General features: G+C 71.1%; 16 protein-coding genes. 2 read left to right on the forward strand and 14 right to left on the reverse strand.

The features are described 5' to 3' along the window. Positions 1-33: 33 nt before the first annotated feature. The 5 genes from HDA41_RS18430 to HDA41_RS18450 form a co-directional block, all read right to left on the reverse strand. The gene (locus HDA41_RS18430) at positions 34-2,055 is read right to left on the reverse strand and encodes a HelD family protein (protein WP_184985303.1); all 2,022 of its coding nucleotides are present in this window, start codon (positions 2,053-2,055) and stop codon (positions 34-36) included. 50 nt (positions 2,056-2,105) lie between these two features. After that, positions 2,106-2,741 carry a TetR family transcriptional regulator gene (locus HDA41_RS18435; protein ID WP_184985305.1) on the reverse strand — a complete coding sequence of 212 codons (636 nt, stop codon included), beginning with the start codon at positions 2,739-2,741 and terminating at the stop codon, positions 2,106-2,108. A gap of 39 nt (positions 2,742-2,780) precedes the next feature. After that, the gene (locus tag HDA41_RS18440) at positions 2,781-3,845 is read right to left on the reverse strand and encodes a phosphotransferase (protein WP_184985307.1); all 1,065 of its coding nucleotides are present in this window, start codon (positions 3,843-3,845) and stop codon (positions 2,781-2,783) included. Between the two features lie 186 nt (positions 3,846-4,031). Next, on the reverse strand, positions 4,032-4,829 hold the full coding sequence (locus tag HDA41_RS18445) for an HAD family hydrolase (protein WP_184985309.1): 798 nt from the start codon (positions 4,827-4,829) through the stop codon (positions 4,032-4,034). After that, positions 4,778-5,668 carry a winged helix-turn-helix domain-containing protein gene (locus tag HDA41_RS18450; protein ID WP_184985311.1) on the reverse strand — a complete coding sequence of 297 codons (891 nt, stop codon included), beginning with the start codon at positions 5,666-5,668 and terminating at the stop codon, positions 4,778-4,780. Before HDA41_RS18450 ends, HDA41_RS18445 begins: the two co-directional genes overlap by 52 nt. Positions 5,669-5,814: 146 nt before the next feature. Here HDA41_RS18450 and HDA41_RS18455 point away from each other — a divergent pair, with 146 nt between their 5' ends. Next, complete coding sequence (locus tag HDA41_RS18455) at positions 5,815-6,003, forward strand: hypothetical protein (protein WP_010036177.1); 189 nt, start codon at positions 5,815-5,817, stop codon at positions 6,001-6,003. Position 6,004: 1 nt separating this feature from the next. On the opposite strand, the gene HDA41_RS18460 is transcribed toward HDA41_RS18455, so the two are convergent. The 3 genes from HDA41_RS18460 to HDA41_RS18470 all read right to left on the reverse strand — a co-directional run bounded on the left by HDA41_RS18460 (position 6,005) and on the right by HDA41_RS18470 (position 9,144). Continuing rightward, entirely contained in the window at positions 6,005-6,922 is a 918-nt protein-coding gene (locus HDA41_RS18460; RefSeq protein ID WP_184985313.1) for a FadR/GntR family transcriptional regulator, read from the reverse strand. A gap of 249 nt (positions 6,923-7,171) precedes the next feature. Next, positions 7,172-8,434, reverse strand: a complete 1,263-nt coding sequence (locus HDA41_RS18465; RefSeq protein ID WP_184985315.1) for a GNAT family N-acetyltransferase — start codon at positions 8,432-8,434, stop codon at positions 7,172-7,174. Positions 8,435-8,514: 80 nt separating this feature from the next. After that, positions 8,515-9,144, reverse strand: a complete 630-nt coding sequence (locus tag HDA41_RS18470; RefSeq protein ID WP_184985317.1) for an RsiG family protein — start codon at positions 9,142-9,144, stop codon at positions 8,515-8,517. Positions 9,145-9,356: 212 nt separating this feature from the next. Here HDA41_RS18470 and dtd point away from each other — a divergent pair, with 212 nt between their 5' ends. Continuing rightward, positions 9,357-9,782 carry a D-aminoacyl-tRNA deacylase gene (gene dtd / locus HDA41_RS18475; RefSeq protein ID WP_184985319.1) on the forward strand — a complete coding sequence of 142 codons (426 nt, stop codon included), beginning with the start codon at positions 9,357-9,359 and terminating at the stop codon, positions 9,780-9,782. A 19-nt stretch (positions 9,783-9,801) separates the two neighbouring features. Here the strand turns inward: dtd and ygfZ are convergent, their stop codons facing one another. From ygfZ to HDA41_RS18505, 6 genes are all read right to left on the reverse strand, one after another. Continuing rightward, complete coding sequence (gene ygfZ / locus HDA41_RS18480; RefSeq protein WP_184985320.1) at positions 9,802-10,767, reverse strand: CAF17-like 4Fe-4S cluster assembly/insertion protein YgfZ; 966 nt, start codon at positions 10,765-10,767, stop codon at positions 9,802-9,804. Between the two features lie 10 nt (positions 10,768-10,777). Continuing rightward, positions 10,778-11,215: a Fur family transcriptional regulator gene (locus HDA41_RS18485; protein WP_184985323.1), complete on the reverse strand. Its 438-nt coding sequence runs from the start codon at positions 11,213-11,215 to the stop codon at positions 10,778-10,780. Between the two features lie 29 nt (positions 11,216-11,244). After that, a complete protein-coding gene (locus HDA41_RS18490; protein WP_184985325.1) occupies positions 11,245-11,820 on the reverse strand; it encodes a heme-binding beta-barrel domain-containing protein in 576 nt (191 codons plus the stop codon). Positions 11,821-12,039: 219 nt separating this feature from the next. Continuing rightward, on the reverse strand, positions 12,040-12,879 hold the full coding sequence (locus HDA41_RS18495; RefSeq protein WP_184985326.1) for a hypothetical protein: 840 nt from the start codon (positions 12,877-12,879) through the stop codon (positions 12,040-12,042). After that, positions 12,876-13,709, reverse strand: coding sequence for a hypothetical protein (locus tag HDA41_RS18500; RefSeq protein WP_230299759.1), 834 nt, complete (start codon positions 13,707-13,709; stop codon positions 12,876-12,878). The genes HDA41_RS18495 and HDA41_RS18500 overlap by 4 nt, the downstream gene beginning before the upstream one ends. Then, a complete protein-coding gene (locus HDA41_RS18505; protein WP_221511556.1) occupies positions 13,706-14,467 on the reverse strand; it encodes a hypothetical protein in 762 nt (253 codons plus the stop codon). The genes HDA41_RS18500 and HDA41_RS18505 overlap by 4 nt, the downstream gene beginning before the upstream one ends. Positions 14,468-14,518: the final 51 nt, after the last annotated feature.

A 14,518-nucleotide genomic window follows, 5' to 3' on the forward strand; every position in this document is an offset into this window, starting at 1 on the left:
CCGCGACACCGGCCGGTCTCCGGAACACCCCGGCTAGAACGGCAACGCCCTCGCCCGCACCACCTCCAGCCGTGACACCGCCCGCGTCAGTACGACGTACAGCCGGTGCAGCCCCCGTTCCTCCGCCTCGGCGATCGTCGCCGGTTCGACGGCCACGACGTGGTCGTACTCGAGGCCCTTGACGACGCTCGCCGGTACCAGGGACACCCGCGCGCCGAGTTCGTCCGGGCCCGCCGTCTCGATGCCGGCCGCGTCCAGGGCCGCCCGCATCCGGGATACGTCCGCGTCCGCCGCGACGATTCCGACCGAGCCCTCCCGCGCCAGTGCGTCCCGTACGGCCTCCACGACCGCCGCGGGGACGCCGTCCGGGGTCGTCACCCGCGTCCGCAGCTCGCCGTCCCCGCGCAGCGAGCGGGTCGCCGGTACGTCCACGTCCAGCCGCTCCAGCAGCCGGTTGGCGAGGCCGACGACCGCCCGTGGCACGCGGAAGCCGGTGGTCAGCTCGACCACGGCCGCGTCCGGTTTCCCGAGGTGTGCCAGGACCGTCCGCCAGGACCGTGCCGCCCACGGCGTCGTCCCCTGCGCGAGGTCGCCCAGTACCGTCAGCGAGCCGAAGCGCGCCCGGCGGGCGATGGCCCGGCACTCCATCGGGGACAGGTCCTGCGCCTCGTCGGCGACGACATGCCCGTAGCCCTCCGGGTGCTCGATCAGCCCGGCGACCTCGTCGAGGAGCACCAGGTCGGCGGCCGACCAGCGCGCGGACTTCCACGACCGGGGCGGCTTCCGCCACAGCAGCGCCCGCTGCTCGCGGGGGTCCAGCAGCCCGTCGGCGGCCTCCGCCAACACACCGGGATCGCTGAGGAGTTCGGCCACGACCTCCTCGGGCCGCACGCGAGGCCAGACGGCGTCGACGTACGCGGACAGCGGCCGCACCCGCTCGACCCGGCGCACCCAGGCGTTGGACTGCGGCCCGGCCCGCCGCTCGGCCTGCTCGCGCACCGACCGCACGATCCGCGACCGCACCCGCTCCCGCCCGACCCCGTACGGCGGTTCCTCCTCCCGCACCCCGGCCACGATCCGCCCCAGCTCCGCCGCCGGCACCCGCCACCGGTACGCCCCGTCGGGCACGGCGAGTCCGTCACCGTCACCGCCTTCGGCGCGCACGCGCGCGTACAGGGCCCGCCGCAGCACCTCGGCCATCCGGGCGTCGTGCTTGACGAGGGCGGCGGCCGGCTCGTCGCGGCCGCCGACCGGATGCCGTGCGATCTCCTCGGCCAGGGTCGACTGCCGCACACCGGTCTCGCCGAGCGAGGGCAGGACCTCCGCGATGTACGACAGGAAGGTGCGGTTGGGCCCGAGGATCAGCAGACCGCCGCGCCGGATGCGCTGCGGGTGCGTGTAGAGCAGGTACGCGGCCCGGTGCAGCCCGACGGCGGTCTTGCCGGTGCCGGGCGCCCCCTGCACGCACACCGACACCGCCAGGTCCCCGCGTACGAGGTCGTCCTGCTCGGGCTGGATGGTCGCGGCGATGTCCCGCATGGGCCCGACGCGGGGCCGCTCGATCTCCCGGGCGACGATCTCACTGGCCCGCGTCTCGCCCTCTCCCAGGTGCTCGTCCTCCAGGCCGGTGAGGTCGCCGGAGTCGCCCCTGCTGCCGGGCGCCCACCCGAACCGCCGGCGCACGGCGACGCCCTGGGGATCACGCGCGGACGCCTGGTAGAACGCCCGCGAGACGGGCGCGCGCCAGTCGACGACGAGAGGCGGTTCGGCCGGGTGCTCGGTGATCCGCAGCCGCCCGATGTGCAGCTCCCCCTGCTCCCCCTTCAGGGCCCCGAAGAACAAGGGCCCCTCGGGCAGCTCCCGCAGCGCCTTGGCCCTGCTGCGCAGCTGGTATCCGAGGACTTCGGCGTCGGCACCGGACGCGGAGACGTCTTCGCCGACGATGACCTGTTCACCGGCGCCCTCGACCATCGCGGCGAGGGCGTCCCGGCAGCGCTCGTGGTGGGCGCGTTCCCGGTCGAGGACGTGCTGAAGGGCAGGCTCGGTCGACGTCATTCCACCGAGCGTAACAAAAAGAGTTACCGAGTTAAATTTATTATCGAGTATCACGTGCGGTGCCGAGTGGCACCGCTCTCGCGGCCCGGCGACAGTCCGGCCGCCAGCCGGTCGAACGCCCGCTCCGCCGCCGCCACCGCATCCGCCCGTACGTCCGCCACCCGCTCCCCCGCCGCGATCCGCCGCCAGTTCTCCATCGCGAGGATCCGCCGCACGGCCATGATCTGCCCGGCCGCGAGCCGCGCGTCCAGATCACCCCCGAGCACCTCGGCGAGCGCGGCCTCGTCCCGCTCCTGATGCGTGTGCGCCCGGGCGACCAGGGAGGGCGTCCCGTAGAGCAGCCCGTGGAAGGCGAGCACCCGGGGATCGTCGTTCAGCCCGGTCACGGGATCGGACCGCTCCAGCCCCTGAAGAAAGTGCCGCCGCAAGGCATCCACGGGCTCCCCCTCCGCCTCCGCCACCACCCGGGCGGCCTCCCCCTCGTGGTCGGCGATCCGGTACAGGACCAGATCCTCCTTCGCCGGGAAGTACCGGAACAGCGTCGGCTTGGAGATCTCGGCCGCCGCCGCCACCTCGGCGACGGACACCGCGTCGAACCCCCTCTCCAGGAAGAGCCGGATCGCGATGTCCGACACGACCTGGTACATCCGCTGCTTCTTGCGCTCACGCAGCCCGATCTCGCTCATGCGGCGAGCCTACGCAGTACGGCGAGACGGGGGCCCGCGTCAGGGAGCGCCCGACTCGGTGAGCACGGGCCGGTCCCCCCGCGCCGCGTCCATCTCGCCGTGCCAGCGGATCAGCGCGGCCATGATCTGCGGACGGCCCGGCACCCGCGCCAGGCCGAGCGGCTGCGCGGCGGCGGCGAGGATCTTCTGCAGCTTGCCGGCGGCCACCGGCAGGGCCACCCAGTTGAAGCCCGCGTCCTCGCGCAGGGACAGCGACACCCGGATGACATCCGTGAACACCGACTGCGCCCGCTTGAAGCCGAGGATCAGCGGCAGGTCCCGCTCCCACCCGGCCGAGCTGCCCGGCCGGATCCTCTCGGCCAGGTCGCACCACGCACGGACCATACGGCTCTCCTGATCGCCCGGATAACGCATCAGGTAGAGGTGGGTGGCCAGGTCGTAGAGCGGATCGCCCAGCATCGCCAGCTCCCAGTCGATGACCCAGAGCCGGTCCTTCGGATCGAGGACGAAGTTCTCGCGGTGCAGATCCGCGTGCAGGAGACAGAACGGGCGCTCCTGGAGCCCCAGCACGTGCTTCCGCAGAAGGGTGAACGATTCACCCGTGATCCCGAGCGCGCGGAACAGGCCGGCGAACGCCGTGTGGTTCTTCCTGTAGACCTGCTCCTCGACGAAGACGATCAGACGTTCCAGAAAGCCGGCGCTGTCCCCGTCCTCGGCGCGGTCCCGGTCCTCACAGCGCCGCTCCACGCTCAGCATGTCCGGCGTGATCCGCACCGTCTCCCGGAAGAGATCGACGATCTGGTCGAGCACCGCGTCGGGAACGCGCCGCCCCGGCCGCCGCTGCTCACCGAGCGTCCGTCCCTCGATGAAGCCCTGGAGTGCCATGCCGGCGACGTCGACGATGCCGGGGACCCGGCTGATGTGCCCCTGGAGGGCGCGGAGCAGCTCCTCCTCCGACCTGAAGCACCTCCGGTCGAACCACAGGATCTCGGAGCGCGGCTCACGGACCTTGACGGTTCCTGTCCCCCCGGGCAACGCGAGGACGTACGTCTCGTGGTGGTACCCCTTGAGCGGCCCCTGGACCAGGTTCGGGTCGCCGCTCATCTCGACTGCTCGCTGCCGAGCCCCGGAGACCGATGGGGGTGTCATTGGGTGGTTCAGCCTGCCCCGGTGGTGCGGATGGTGTAAGGGGGAAGGCACGTTACTCCACCGGACGTCGTCTTCAGGGGAGAACCCGGCTATCGGGCCGAACTCGTCCCCTCCCAGGTGAACCGGTCCCCGGCAGCGGCCCTAGCCGCGCCGCAGCAGCTCCAGCACCGGCTCCAGGGACTCGACCACGGCGTCGGCTCCCGCTTCTCTCAGGAGCTTGGCCTTCCGGGGGTTGCTCGCGTACCCGAGGAACGGCACCCCGGCCCGGGCCGCGGCCTCGCGGTCCGAGGGGGTGTCGCCGATCATCAGGGCGTCGGCCGGGGCGGCGCCCATGGCGCTCAGCGCCCGGTTGAGGCAGTGGGGGTCCGGCTTCAGGAGGTGGAGCTTCTGGGTGCGGCCGTAGACGTGCGGGGCGAAGCAGCCGACGAGGCCGCGGCTTTCGAGGTACTTGCGCACCACGCGCGGGGAGTTGTTGGTGGCGATGGCGAGGCGGGAGCCCACCGCCGACCAGGTGCGTATCAGAGGATCCGCGTACGGGGTCGGCATCGCCGAGGACGCGGCCCGCAGTTCCTCCTGGGTGAGACGTTCCTCCAGCTCGGCGACGAGGTCGCTGCCGGGATGCCGGCGGTCCACGGCGCGCAGGACGACCTGCGGGTCGAGCGACTCGCGTTCCGTCTCCGTCAGCAGGCCGTGCAGGCCCCGGCCCTCCAGCCAGGACACCAGGTCGCTCGCCACGCCGTCCGCCGAGTGCCCGGCGAACAGACGGCAGAGGGGCCCGTCGAAGTCCCAGAGCACGACACGGGCACCTTTGATCAGAGTCACGAGAGGGTACTGATCGTTCTCGTTCTCGACTGTCACCGAACCAGTCTGCGTCGCATCAGAAGTCACTAGGAGAGTGTCAGGTCCGAGGTGATGGTTTCCCAGAGGGCGTCGAACCACTTCTGGGATTCCTGGACGAACGACGCGTCCCGCAGGCCCGCTCGTTTCAGGAAGGAGAACAGGAGGGACTGGGACCCGAGGACGTCGTACATGTCCAGGGTCCGGCTGCCCCACTCCTCCTCGCGCCTGGTCAGCATGTAGTAGCCGATCAGCGCCTCCTCCTCGTTGAGCAGGTACAGCTTCACCGGCGGGGTGAAGGGCAGCGCGCGGAACGCGACGTGGACGTCGATGCCGTGCGTGGAGCGCAGGGCGAGCAGGTTGTGCTGGAGGACCTGGCCCTGGGCGTTGCGCATGGACAGCCAGCGCTGGTGGACCGGGTTGTCGTCGCCGTGCGCCTCCACGGGGACGGGGAAGGCCAGTTCGATGTCCCGGGAGGGGACCAGGATGCGGACGTCGATCGACTCGGGGTGGATACGGCCCTCGTGGATCAGGCGGAGCGGCTCACCGATGGCGACCATCAGGGTCTCCGCGGTGTGGCAGACGACATCGACGTGGACGTGACGGGCCGAGAACGCCTCGGTGAGCCGCGGTGCCAGGCCCACCATCGTCGGCTGGGGCTCGCCGCCGGCCGGGGCGGGCACGGCGATCCGCGGCGGGCTGCCCTTGCTGACGCCGGTGAGGAGGCCGTCGTCCTGGAGGGCCCGCAGGGCCTGGCGGACGGCGCCGCGCTCCACGCCGAACTCCTCCGCCAGTTCGGCCTGGGTGGGCAGGCGGTCCCCCGGCTTGAGCTCCCCGGCGCGGATGCGTTCCCGCAGGGTGCCGGCGATCTCCTGGGGCGAGAGCCTGCCGCTGCCGTTCACTGCCACGTTCTCCGCCCTGTTCTCCTGGGTCACGACCAAACGCTACAACTCTGATCCATCTGACGGGAGTTGCTTGAAAGTTGTTTATAACTAGTAGCCAAGTGGGGACAACTTAATCAGAGTTGGTTGCCAACTTACCCGAGTTGGCGGAAGTTTTGCCTCCGACTTCCGAAGGGGGAAGACCAATGCCCGCCCTCGCTCTCCTCTCCGCCGCCTTCGTCGTCGCCTTCGAGCAGCTCGTCCAGTGGAAGTACGGGCCGGCGGGCATCGTCGGCCTGATCCTTCTCACCGTGGGCATCAAGGCCAAGAGCCCGGCCGTCAGCTCCGCCGGAGCGGTCGTGCTCGCGCTGCTGATGACGGGCCCTGCCCGATGAGTCAGCTCGTGAGCACCAGCTCCGAACTGATCGTCTCCCACAGCGCGTTGAACCACAGGTGCGACTGCTCGACGAACGTCGTGTCGCGCAGGCCGGCGCCCTGCCGGAAGGAGAACAGCATCGACTGCGTGCCCTGGGCGTCGTACATCTCCAGGTGCTCGTGGTCGATCTCGGCCTCCCGGCGCATCAGCGTGTAGTACGCGAACAGCGCCTCGGTGTTGTTGAGCAGGTACAGCTTCACCGGCGGGGTGAAGGGCAGCGCCCGGAACGTGACGCGCACGTCGATGCCGTGCGTGGCGCGCAGGGCCAGCAGGTTGTGCCGGAGGACCTGCCCCTGGGCGTTGCGCATCGCCAGCCAGCGGTCGTGCACCCAGTCGTCTTCACGCCCCTCGACCGGCACCGGGAAGGCGAGGTCGATGTCCCGGCTGGGCAGCAGGACCCGGACGTCGACCTTGGCCGGTTTCAGCCGTCCGGCATGGATCTGCCGCAGCGGTTCACCGATGGCGAGCGTGAGGGAGATGGAGGTCAGGCACACGGCGTCGATCTCGACGTGCTCCGCCGCGAAGGCCGCCGCGATCCGGGGCGCGAGGGCCACCGTGGTGGGCAGGGGCGGGGCTTCCGGGCCGGTCAGCGCCCTGGCGGGGTCGGGGGCGACGGTCGCCGGACTGCCCTTGGACACGTTGGTGAGCAGCCGCTCGGACTGGAGGATGCGCAGGGCCTGACGCACGGCACCGCGCTCGACGCCGAACTCGTGGGCCAGCTGGGCCTGGGTGGGCATGCGGTCGCCCGGCCGCAGTGCTCCTGACCTGATCCGGGCGCGCAGTTCGTCGGCCACCTGGCGATGTGTCCTCTGTGGCCGTTGCGACCTCTTCCGTCCACTGACGGAGGCGTGTTCCGGGTCCACAACAAAACAGTACAACTTCCCGCCATCTTGCGGCAGTTCAGCACGGGGTGGTTATGAGCCGCTTCCAAGTGGAGATAAGTACAGTGAAGTTGGTCGCCAACTTGAGCGACATGGTCAGACCGTCAGGGGGTTGGCCATCCGCCATGGGGCTCCCCTCCGGAGGGGAGCCGGGAGCCCCGGGCCGGTCGGCATCACCGCACAACAACCACAACCGAACAGCTCGCTACGGATGCGGGATCCCTGTCGTCGACGGAAGGGAGCGGCTCAGAACAGGTCCGGGCACCAAGGCCGCCTGGACGTACGCAGCAGGGCGTCGGCCTTCCGGGCGGCGCCCACTCGTTCTTCCCGCACCCGGCCCAGCGCCGCCAGCCGCACCGCCGACTCGTCCCCGAGCCACAGCGCCCCCAACTCGACCAGCCCGAGGGTGAGTTCCGCGCTTTCGGTGGTCGGCGTACAGGACGCCCCGGCGGCCGAGGCCTCCAGCCGGTAGCGCCCGCCGGTCAGACCGTCCACGCCGGCCACCTCCAGCACCAGCGTCCCCTCCCCCTCGTACGTCCGCGCCTCCAGCGCGCCTGCGACGTCGAGGATCCGCACCCACAGCCAGTCCGCCAGCGAGGTGATCCTGGCCGCCCGCGGATCCGGCAGAAGGAACGGGAGCAGGTCGTCGGGCGCTCGCCAGCCGCTCTTGACCGTCACGACCCAGTCGATGGAGCACAGGTACTGCCACAGGGCGCGCTCCGCGGCCGGTGTCGCGCCGAGCAGCCACTTCACGGTGGCCGTGTTCAACGGCTGCTTGGCGTCACCCCAGTTGTCGTCGATCTCGTAGGCGGCCATGCCCTCGACCTCGCCGGACGCCGAGCGGTACACGGCGAAGAAGGGCAGCTTCCACGACGGGTCGAACCGCAGGGCGCCGGTCTCCAGCTGCCACCACATCTCGTCGCGGGTGACGAGGCCGGGCCGGGTGCGGCACAGGCGCTCGTGCAGCTCCGGGCCGAGCTTGCGGATGTCCTCACCGTCCACCAGGTCGATCCGCCCGCCGTCCGCCGGGCCCGCCCAGCGGGCGTCGATACCGGCGCGCGGCACGTCGACCGTCCACTCGGCCGTCCAGGTCGCCGGCCCGAAGCCGTACCGGCCGTAGATCGGGTACTCGGCGGCGATCAGCGTCGCGACGACGTCCCCACGCTCCTTCGCGGCCGTCAGGTCCTGCGCCATCATCCGGCTGAGCAGCCCGCGGCGGCGGTGCGTGGCGGTGACCGTGACGCCCGAGACGGCGTCGGCCGGGACCCTCGCCCCGCCCACGACCGTGAGCTCCTGGTCGAAGGACCGGAAGGTCGCCACACACCGGCCGCCGTCGAAGGCACCGAGGTAGCGGCCGGGGACGAACCGCCGGCGACGCGCCTCGATCTCCTCCTCCGACAGGGCCGGCACGCGCAGGAAGCCGGTGTTCACGGCGCTCAGCCAGTCGGCGAACTCCGCTTCGGTGATCGGGCGTACGTCGATGCCGTCGGCACGGGCGGTGGCGGTCATGGATTCACGCTAGGCGGAGGGCCGGTCGGTGTCGCGCGAATATCCGACCGCCTGCCCTCCCCCTGCCCCCCCCGAGCGACTCACACGAGCAGGTCGTCGACCTGGGCCTCCCCCTCGCGGTATCGGCGCGCGATCTCCGCGCTGCACTCGTCGGCCGTGCGCTGGAGCCGCTGCCGCCGCCGGGAGACCTGCTGCTCGTAGCGCACGAGCCGCACCATCGCGGTGTTCAGCTCCAGGTCCGTCCGGGCGTCCAGATCGGACAGCTCGACCTCGGCGAGCATCTCCGCGGCCAGCCGCCGGTACTCCTCGCCCTGCGGCGTCCCCAGGGTCAGATGGCGGGCGGAGGAGCGGTGCCGGGCCGGGGCGTCCCGCAGGATCTCCGCGAGCCGTTCGACGACGGACGCCTGAGCGGGTACGGCGACGGAGGCCGCCACCGGGGTGCGCCGCTTCAGCTCCGCCCGCAGGATGTCGATCCGCCCCTGGAGCAGCCGCCGTACGTAGCTGAGGTCGGCTTCGTCGCGCTGGGCCTCGCGGCGCAGCGTGCGCAGCTCGGGCAGGCTCAGCGCGGTCAGATCGTGCTCGGGAGCGTCCGAGGGCAGCGGCGGACTGTCGGTGCGCTGTGTGGGCGGCCGGTGGTACTCCGACGCCCCGGTCCCCGTGTGGCTCGACCAGACGGCATCCAGCGGATGCCCGGTACGTGATGTGCTCATGTGCCTCAACCGTCCCCTCGACCGGTGTGTGAAAGCATCGTGTCACCCCAAGTGGCCACTATGGGAACGAGTGCCCCCGATAGACCCCAGATGGGCGCTTAAGCAGCAAAATACGTCCGTGCACGGCCTGTTGGCGCCCGGTGCAAACCACCCTTTCGGGCCATGCGCGAACCACCTGCGATCGCGCGTTCACCGCCCTGCATGATGGACGTATGCGAGCAGTGGTGCAGAGGGTGGACGGCGCGAGCGTCGTCGTGGACGGCGAGACCGTGGGGGCGATCGAAGGCGAAGGGCTGTGCGTCCTCGTCGGCGTCACGCACGAGGACACCAAGGAGAAGGCGGCCCAGTTGGCCCGCAAGCTCTGGTCGGTCCGCATGCTGCACGACGAGAAGTCGTGCAGCGACATCGACGCCCCGCTCCTGGTGATCAGCCAGTTCACCCTGTACGGCGACGCCCGCAAGGGCCGCCGCCCCACCTGGAACGCCGCCGCCCCAGGCGAGGTGGCCGAACCGCTCGTCGACGAGGTGGTCGCCCAACTGCGCTCGCTGGGCGCGACGGTGGCCACGGGCCGCTTCGGAGCCGCCATGCGCGTATCACTGACGAACGACGGCCCGTTCACCGTGCTGATCGAAATCTGACCCGAAAGGACTACAAGCTCTACGGCTCGACAACGGCTTCCTGGGCCGCGGCCGTGTCCCCGGCCACCAGCGGCGCGTCCACCGGCACGTTCCGCTTCACCAGCGCGAGGGCGACCGGCCCGAGCTCGTGGTGGCGTACGGAGGTCGTGATGAAGCCGATCTTCCGGCCGTCGGGGCCGTCGTCCGCGAGCCGCAGCTCGGTGCCCGCCACCGGCAGGTGGACCTCGCTGCCGTCCAGGTGCAGGAAGACCAGCCGGCGCGGCGGCTTGCCCAGGTTCTGCACCCGGGCGACCGTCTCCTGGCCGCGGTAGCAGCCCTTCTGCAGGTGCACCGCGGAGCCGATCCAGCCCAGCTCGTGCGGGATGGTCCGGTGGTCGGTCTCGAAGCCGAGCCGGGGCCGGTGCTGCTCCACGCGCAGCGCCTCGTAGGCGAGGATCCCGGCGGGCGGCCCGGCCTGCCCGGCGTACGCCTCCAGGTCGGCGCGCGGCAGGAACAGGTCCCGTCCGTACGGCGTCTCCCGTACGGCCACGCCCTGCGGCACCTCGGCGATGGAGCCGGCCGGCAGGTGGACGAGCGCGATGTCGGCGGTCCGGTCGGCGACCTCGACCCGGTAGAAGAACTTCATCGACTCCAGGTACGCGATCAGGGCGTCCTGGGTGTCCGGCTCCACATGGGCCCAGACGGTCTCGCCGTCGTCGACGAGGTAGAGGGCGTGCTCGATGTGGCCGTTCGCGGACAGGATCAGCGCCTCGGTGGCCCGGCCCGCCGGGAGGTCGCTGACGTGTTGGGTGAGCAGCAGGTGCAGCCAGGCGAGGCGGTCCTCGCCGGTGACGGTGACGACCCCCCGGTGCGAGAGGTCCACGAAACCGGCGCCGTCGGCGAGGGCACGCTGCTCGCGGAACAGATCGCCGTAGTGGGCGGCGACGCCTTCGTCCACGCCCTCGGCGGGGACGGCGCCGGGCAGGGTCAGCAGGGGGCTCTTCATATCCGTAAGCCTACGACTCGGTAGTTGAAGCCTTGAGCGTGCAGTCCTCGCACCGGCCGAAGATCGCGAAATGCTTCATGTCGGTGTCGAACCCGAACGTCTGCCGCAGCTTCGCGGTGAACTCGGCGGCCACGGAGACGTCCGCCTCGATGACGTTCTGGCAGTCACGGCAGACCAGGTGGAGGTGGTGGTGCCGGTCCGCGAGGTGGTACGTCGGCGCCCCGTGCCCCAGATGGGCGTGGCTGACCAGGCCGAGCTCCTCCAGCAGCTCCAGCGTCCGGTACACCGTCGAAATGTTGACCCCCGACGCCGTCTTCCTCACTTCCACGAGGATGGCGTCGGGGGTCGCGTGCTCAAGGGTGTCCACGGCTTCGAGCACGAGTTGCCGCTGCGGGGTCAGCCGGTAGCCGCGCTGCCGCAGATCGCTCTTCCAGTCGGTGCTCACCACACCAAGAGTCTAGGACTACTCGAACAGAACTACTTGAAGAAGGCGATGCCGTCGTCCGGCATATCGTCGGGCAGGGCCTTGGCCCAGCGCTCGACCTCCTCCGGGGTGACGACCTTCTTCAGGTGCGCCGACATGTAGGGGCGCAGCTCGACGTCGGGAGTCTGCTTCTCGCCGACCCACATCAGATCGCTCTTGACGTAGCCGTACAGCCGCTTGCCGCCGGTGTAGGGCTGGGAGGCGGCGGTGCGGGCCACCGCGTCCGTCACGAGGTCGATCTGCGGCTTCTTGTCGGCCAGCTCGCCGTACCAGATCTCGATGACACCGTCGTCGCGGGTCATCGTCACCTCGACCTTGCGGCCGGCGTCGATCCGCCAGTAGCCGTGCTCGGACTCCAGCGGCCGGACCTTGCTGCCGTCCTTGTCCAGCACCCAGGAGTGGGAGCGGTACTCAAGGAAGTCCCGGCCGTCGTGGGTGAAGGCGACCTCCTGCCCGAAGTTGCACTTCTCTGAGCCGGGGAAGTCGTGCACCCCGGCACCGGCCCAGTTGCCGAGCAGGAAGGCGAGCGGGACGAGGTCTTTGTGGAGGTCGGACGGGATCTCGATCATGAGAGGTTCCTAGACGTGGGTCAGCGCTGGCCCTGGTACAGCTTCTTCACGGTCAGTCCGGCGAAGGCGAGAACGCCGACGGCGACCAGGACCAACAGGATTTCGAAGAAAAGCTCCACGGGGTGCTCCTTGAGCGGGGTGCGGATGTGTGCACAGGGCCGGGCCCCAGCTTACGCGGCCGGGACCCGGGCCTCGTGGTGAGGTGGACCCGGGCGGGAGTCAGCCGAGCAGCTGGCCCTGCAGGGTCACCGTCTGCTGGAAGGGCACGGCCCGCGCTGCGCCCTTCCGGGACTGCACGACCAGCGCGAGGGTGTCACCGGCGGCGAGGTAGGCGTGGCGGACCTGTTCACCGCCGTACGGCCTGGCCTCGTCGTAGACCACGCACTCGACGTCGTCCACCACGGCGTCGTCGGGGAACGCCTTGTCGTTCGCGGACGTCCCGGCGCCGCGCAGGGGGAACTTCGGCGCACTGTAGGGGGCGAGGTAGGGCGCGAGCAGTCCGTCGACGACGGCCGCGGTGTCGAACCGGAGCAGGTAGATCCGCGTGCGGGTGCCGTCCGGCATGGTCCAGCCGCGGGCGGCGATGTGCCGCAGACCGTGGTCGGTGAGGTGCTGCCCGAGTTCCTCGCGGTCGTCCTTCGCGGCGTACTCCGCCAGGAGGTCCTTCTTCGCCAGCCAGCCGTCCGAGCCCCGCAGCGCCTTGTCCTCCCTGGCGCCCTCCGGAGCGGGCAGGAGGAGGGAACGCAGGTCGGCGTGGTGCGTGCCGGCCGTGTTCGCCTCGGCGAAGGGGCCCGGACTGCCGGAGGGCAGCGGCGGGCGGGTGAGCACCGGGTACTCCCAGCGCCCGTCCGGCTCCGTCGCGAGCCCGGGTACGTCGGTCCGCTCCATTCGCGTGATGCCGAACGCCGTGGCCGCGCCGACCGCCGCGCAGACGGCGACGGCGGCGGTCCAGCGCAGGACGGCCCGCAGGACCCGGCGGTCCTTGCGCGCCGGGCCCGATGGCACGTCCGGCCGCACCTCGGGCACGGCCGGAACGGCGGTCTGCTCCTGCTCGGTCATACCGCCTCCCCCGGCTCGGCTATACGGTCGAGCTGCTCGCGCAGCAGCATCGCGGCCCCCTTGGTGTCGAGTGGCTCCGTGCCGTCCACGACGGCGGTGACCAGGACATTCCCGACGTGGGCCGAGCAGTACATCGACTCCAGGTCCCCGTCGGCGTCCTTCGGCGGCAGGAAGCAGTGGGCGTTCTTGTGGCCCTTGATCTCCGGGCCCTTGCGGAAGGCGCCCAGGGCGTCGACGACCGCGCTCCGGAAACGTGAGGCGTCCCGGACTGCGGCCCTGTTGTCCATCTGGGCGAGCTCGACGCGCACCGTGTAGGCGTCGTCGGTGTAGGCGTCGGAGAGCTTGGTGGTGCTGAGGTAGCTGCGCATGGCGATGCCGGTGATGCGCAACTGGTCGACCGCCTTCTCCAGCCGCTTGCGCTGGGTGCGCGGCAGGCCGCTCAGGGACTCCTTGCGCAGAGCCGTGGCCTGCTCCCCGCTCAGCACGGCGTCCGAGCCGTACTCACCGAGGTCCGGGCCCCGCCCCCACCCGTTGGTCCCGGGGGCCCCGTACGGCACGAGCATGCCGGCGAGTCCGGAGGGAGCGGCCTTCTCGACCGCCTCGGCCTTGGTCTTGTTCCGGGGAAACGTCCAGACGGGGGCGCCCGCGTCCCGGTCGGCGCCGTTCACGGCCACGACGGTGTAGCCCGCGCTGCCGGCGACGGCGACCGCCAGCAGCACGGACGCGGTGACGGCGGCGACACGACCCCGGCGTACGGGCTTCTTCTGCGGCTCGGGGGCGGGCTCGGACACGGCCCTCGGCTCCACCGGCTCCACGTGGTTGTCGCTCACAGCCGCCCCATCTGCCGCTCGGCCAGGTCCATGATCTTCGCCTTGGGAATCGGCTTGGTGTCCGTCACCCAGATCTCCACGGCGATGTCGCCACGCCAGGCGTGTGCCTCGGCGTTGTACACCGGCACGTAGCCGGGCTCGGTCTCGGGCCGGTTGTGGACGTAGACCCGGCCGTCCCCGGTGCCGGGCACGGCCCAGCTGTCGGTGCCGCCCTCGGCCTCGGCCCAGTACTGGCTGTTGCCGACCCTGTCGGCGGCTGCAAGCGCCTCTTCCTGCCGGTACTGCAGCAGGCGGATCTCCACCTGGTACGTGCCGTCGACCCGCCAGCCGGTGACGGCCGCGCGCCGGAACTCTTCGCTGACGAGCTTGCCGAACATCTCGCCCGGCTTCTTGTAGTACTCCGCGTAGCCCGCGAGGTCCAGCCAGCCTTCGTCGCCCATCAGGTACTCGGCGTCCCGCGCCCCGCGCGGTTTCTTCAGCAGCAGCTTCCGCAGGTCACCGTCGGTCTTCACACGCCTGTCCCGCGCGGCCGGCAGCGGCTCGGGGCCGTCGCCCGTGGCCTGCGCGAGCGACGGCTGCGAGAGCGAGGGCAGCTTGGTGGGCGCGCGGTCCACCTGTACGAGGTAACCGGCGCAGGTGCCGGCGACCAGTCCGAGCACGGCGGCGGCACCGATCAGCGCGGCCGTACGCCCCCGCAGACGGCGACGCGGCCCGGACTCGGCCACGGACTCGCCGGCCACTTCTTCGGGTACTTCCAAGACGTCCCCCACAGAACGTGAAGCGCGCATTCCGTATGCGCGCGCACAGGA

This window comes from Streptomyces caelestis (genome assembly GCF_014205255.1).
GTDB classification, from domain to species: Bacteria; Actinomycetota; Actinomycetes; order Streptomycetales; family Streptomycetaceae; genus Streptomyces; species Streptomyces caelestis.

What these genes read in the sequence shown, in the direction of transcription:
- HDA41_RS18440 (WP_184985307.1), bottom strand. Translation starts at nt 3,845, where the DNA reads ATGAGCGGCGACCCGAACCTGGTCCAGGGGCCGCTCAAGGGGTACCAC.
- HDA41_RS18455 (WP_010036177.1), top strand. Translation starts at nt 5,815, where the DNA reads ATGCCCGCCCTCGCTCTCCTCTCCGCCGCCTTCGTCGTCGCCTTCGAG.
- HDA41_RS18435 (WP_184985305.1), bottom strand. Translation starts at nt 2,741, where the DNA reads ATGAGCGAGATCGGGCTGCGTGAGCGCAAGAAGCAGCGGATGTACCAG.
- HDA41_RS18495 (WP_184985326.1), bottom strand. Translation starts at nt 12,879, where the DNA reads ATGACCGAGCAGGAGCAGACCGCCGTTCCGGCCGTGCCCGAGGTGCGG.
- HDA41_RS18465 (WP_184985315.1), bottom strand. Translation starts at nt 8,434, where the DNA reads ATGACCGCCACCGCCCGTGCCGACGGCATCGACGTACGCCCGATCACC.
- HDA41_RS18470 (WP_184985317.1), bottom strand. Translation starts at nt 9,144, where the DNA reads ATGAGCACATCACGTACCGGGCATCCGCTGGATGCCGTCTGGTCGAGC.
- HDA41_RS18490 (WP_184985325.1), bottom strand. Translation starts at nt 11,820, where the DNA reads ATGATCGAGATCCCGTCCGACCTCCACAAAGACCTCGTCCCGCTCGCC.
- ygfZ (WP_184985320.1), bottom strand. Translation starts at nt 10,767, where the DNA reads ATGAAGAGCCCCCTGCTGACCCTGCCCGGCGCCGTCCCCGCCGAGGGC.
- HDA41_RS18430 (WP_184985303.1), bottom strand. Translation starts at nt 2,055, where the DNA reads ATGACGTCGACCGAGCCTGCCCTTCAGCACGTCCTCGACCGGGAACGC.
- dtd (WP_184985319.1), top strand. Translation starts at nt 9,357, where the DNA reads ATGCGAGCAGTGGTGCAGAGGGTGGACGGCGCGAGCGTCGTCGTGGAC.